Below are 1,575 nucleotides of genomic sequence, written 5' to 3'. Positions count from 1 at the left end.
CAGTGGCGCTGGGACCAGGCCGAGGCCTTCGGCAACTCGGCGCCCAACGAGAACCCCAGCGCACTCGGCGCCTTCACGCTGAACCTCAGGTTCCCGGGGCAGACGTTCGACAAGGAGACGGGGTTGTTCTATAACGTCAATCGGGACTATCGGGCGACGAGTGGAAGGTACATCGAATCGGATCCCATCGGGTTGGCTGCAGGCTTTAATACCTACGCATACGTGGGGGGTAATCCAATAAGTGGTTTCGACCCTAATGGATTGTTCGATGCGGGGAATATAGGGCAAACAGCGCGGATCCTGATACCGGTGGCTAGCGTGATCGGCACGGGCCTAGCAACTGTCACAGCACCGGCATGGGCTGTTCCAGTGGTGGTTGGCACAGCTGTCATTGCTGTGGGTGCCGCAATCTATATGACGGTTGCTCCAGATGATCCACAGCCAGTAGCAGCATCGCCCGCGTCCGATCCGGAACTTCAGCGCTTAATCGAGAAGGGAGCAAATTACTCGGAATACAAGCGGCGTTGTGAAGAGCCTGTACCTCCCGGCCTTGATCCATGCCAGCGAGCGCGCTTCGAATTGTCACGGGCGATGGCGTGCAGAGATCTGAGAAAGGCAAATACCAATCGTTGGTGGGGTGGAGCCGACACTGGCCACAATCCTCAGCTTTATGACGACATCAACAACCAGATTCGTGCGGCTGAGCGGTCAGAGAAACAAAACTGTGGGAAATGCCCATGAACTCGTCTGAAATTTTACGCCGGAGGCTCGACGAGTTCTTTCCAATAATTCCGATGCCGGATCCGATCGAGGGGATACTTCACGACCCGAAGTGTCCTGAATGTTCAGAGTTGGTTAACGATTTGCAATCTACACCATGCTGCGTGGGTGGAGAGCTTATTCGTAAGCTTTATCAGGAGCTATCTCATTTGTCGGCGACGGGATGGATGTGGATTCTGCCGATTTACTTGAGATATTGCTTAAGTGATGAGGCGATATATAATCGTTTCGAAACGGAATTTCTCATATTTAATCTTTCGCCGAACGAGATTTTCAAGGGAGATGTGAGAGGGCGGCTTGCATTTATCACGGACGATCAACTCCAGGTGTTGATTGATTTATTAATTTGGCTTCATTCTGACGAATACTGGGAGGACCGATGGGGGGGGCGTATTATGGCGGGGGTGGATTTTCTCACCAAGTTAAAGGCTGATAGATTGGCATAGACGAATGTGCTGCAGGGAAATCGAGGGTCTCTCCTTTCCCCTCCCGTCGAGAATCGGCCAAGTTGGAAGAAATGAGCCACCCGTTGCGCATTGAGTTTGCCTGTTCCGTTCATATGCTTATTCGCAAGCGTCTACGGACCCACGCCCGCACGCTGGCCCTGGCCGCCCTGTGCGCCGCCGGCCTGTACGCCAGCACCGTCCAAGCCGATCCCGTGCCCGATGGCGGCGCCCTGACCACCGGCCTGGGCTACGACGCCAACGGCAACCTCATCAGTCGGCCCTGAAAATCTCCCAAGTCGTTGTCCTGAAACGACTTTCGGGTGATATCCGATGGTCAGATCTCCCGAGA

The 1,575-nt window shown here is 54.5% G+C and carries 3 protein-coding genes; all 3 read left to right on the top strand.

What is annotated here, in order from left to right:
• The coding region (locus LRH25_RS32560) for an RHS repeat-associated core domain-containing protein (RefSeq protein ID WP_310742459.1) at nt 1-741 on the top strand (741 nt) is incomplete at its 5' end.
• Nucleotides 738-1,226 carry a hypothetical protein gene (locus tag LRH25_RS32555; protein ID WP_231013294.1) on the top strand — a complete coding sequence of 163 codons (489 nt, stop codon included), beginning with the start codon at nt 738-740 and terminating at the stop codon, nt 1,224-1,226. The genes LRH25_RS32560 and LRH25_RS32555, both read left to right, overlap by 4 nt.
• A 113-nt stretch (nt 1,227-1,339) precedes the next feature.
• Nucleotides 1,340-1,510 carry a hypothetical protein gene (locus tag LRH25_RS32550; protein ID WP_231013293.1) on the top strand — a complete coding sequence of 57 codons (171 nt, stop codon included), beginning with the start codon at nt 1,340-1,342 and terminating at the stop codon, nt 1,508-1,510.
• The last annotated feature ends 65 nt before the right edge of the window (nt 1,511-1,575 follow it).

It is taken from the genome of Ideonella azotifigens (assembly GCF_021043325.1).
Classification (GTDB): domain Bacteria; phylum Pseudomonadota; class Gammaproteobacteria; order Burkholderiales; family Burkholderiaceae_C; genus Ideonella; species Ideonella azotifigens.
Note: the sequence above shows the minus strand (reverse complement) of the source record. Positions and strands in the feature narration are given on the sequence as shown.

Coding starts and splice junctions, on each gene's coding strand:
- LRH25_RS32550 (WP_231013293.1), top strand. CDS start 1,340: ATGCTTATTCGCAAGCGTCTACGGACCCACGCCCGCACGCTGGCCCTG.
- LRH25_RS32555 (WP_231013294.1), top strand. CDS start 738: ATGAACTCGTCTGAAATTTTACGCCGGAGGCTCGACGAGTTCTTTCCA.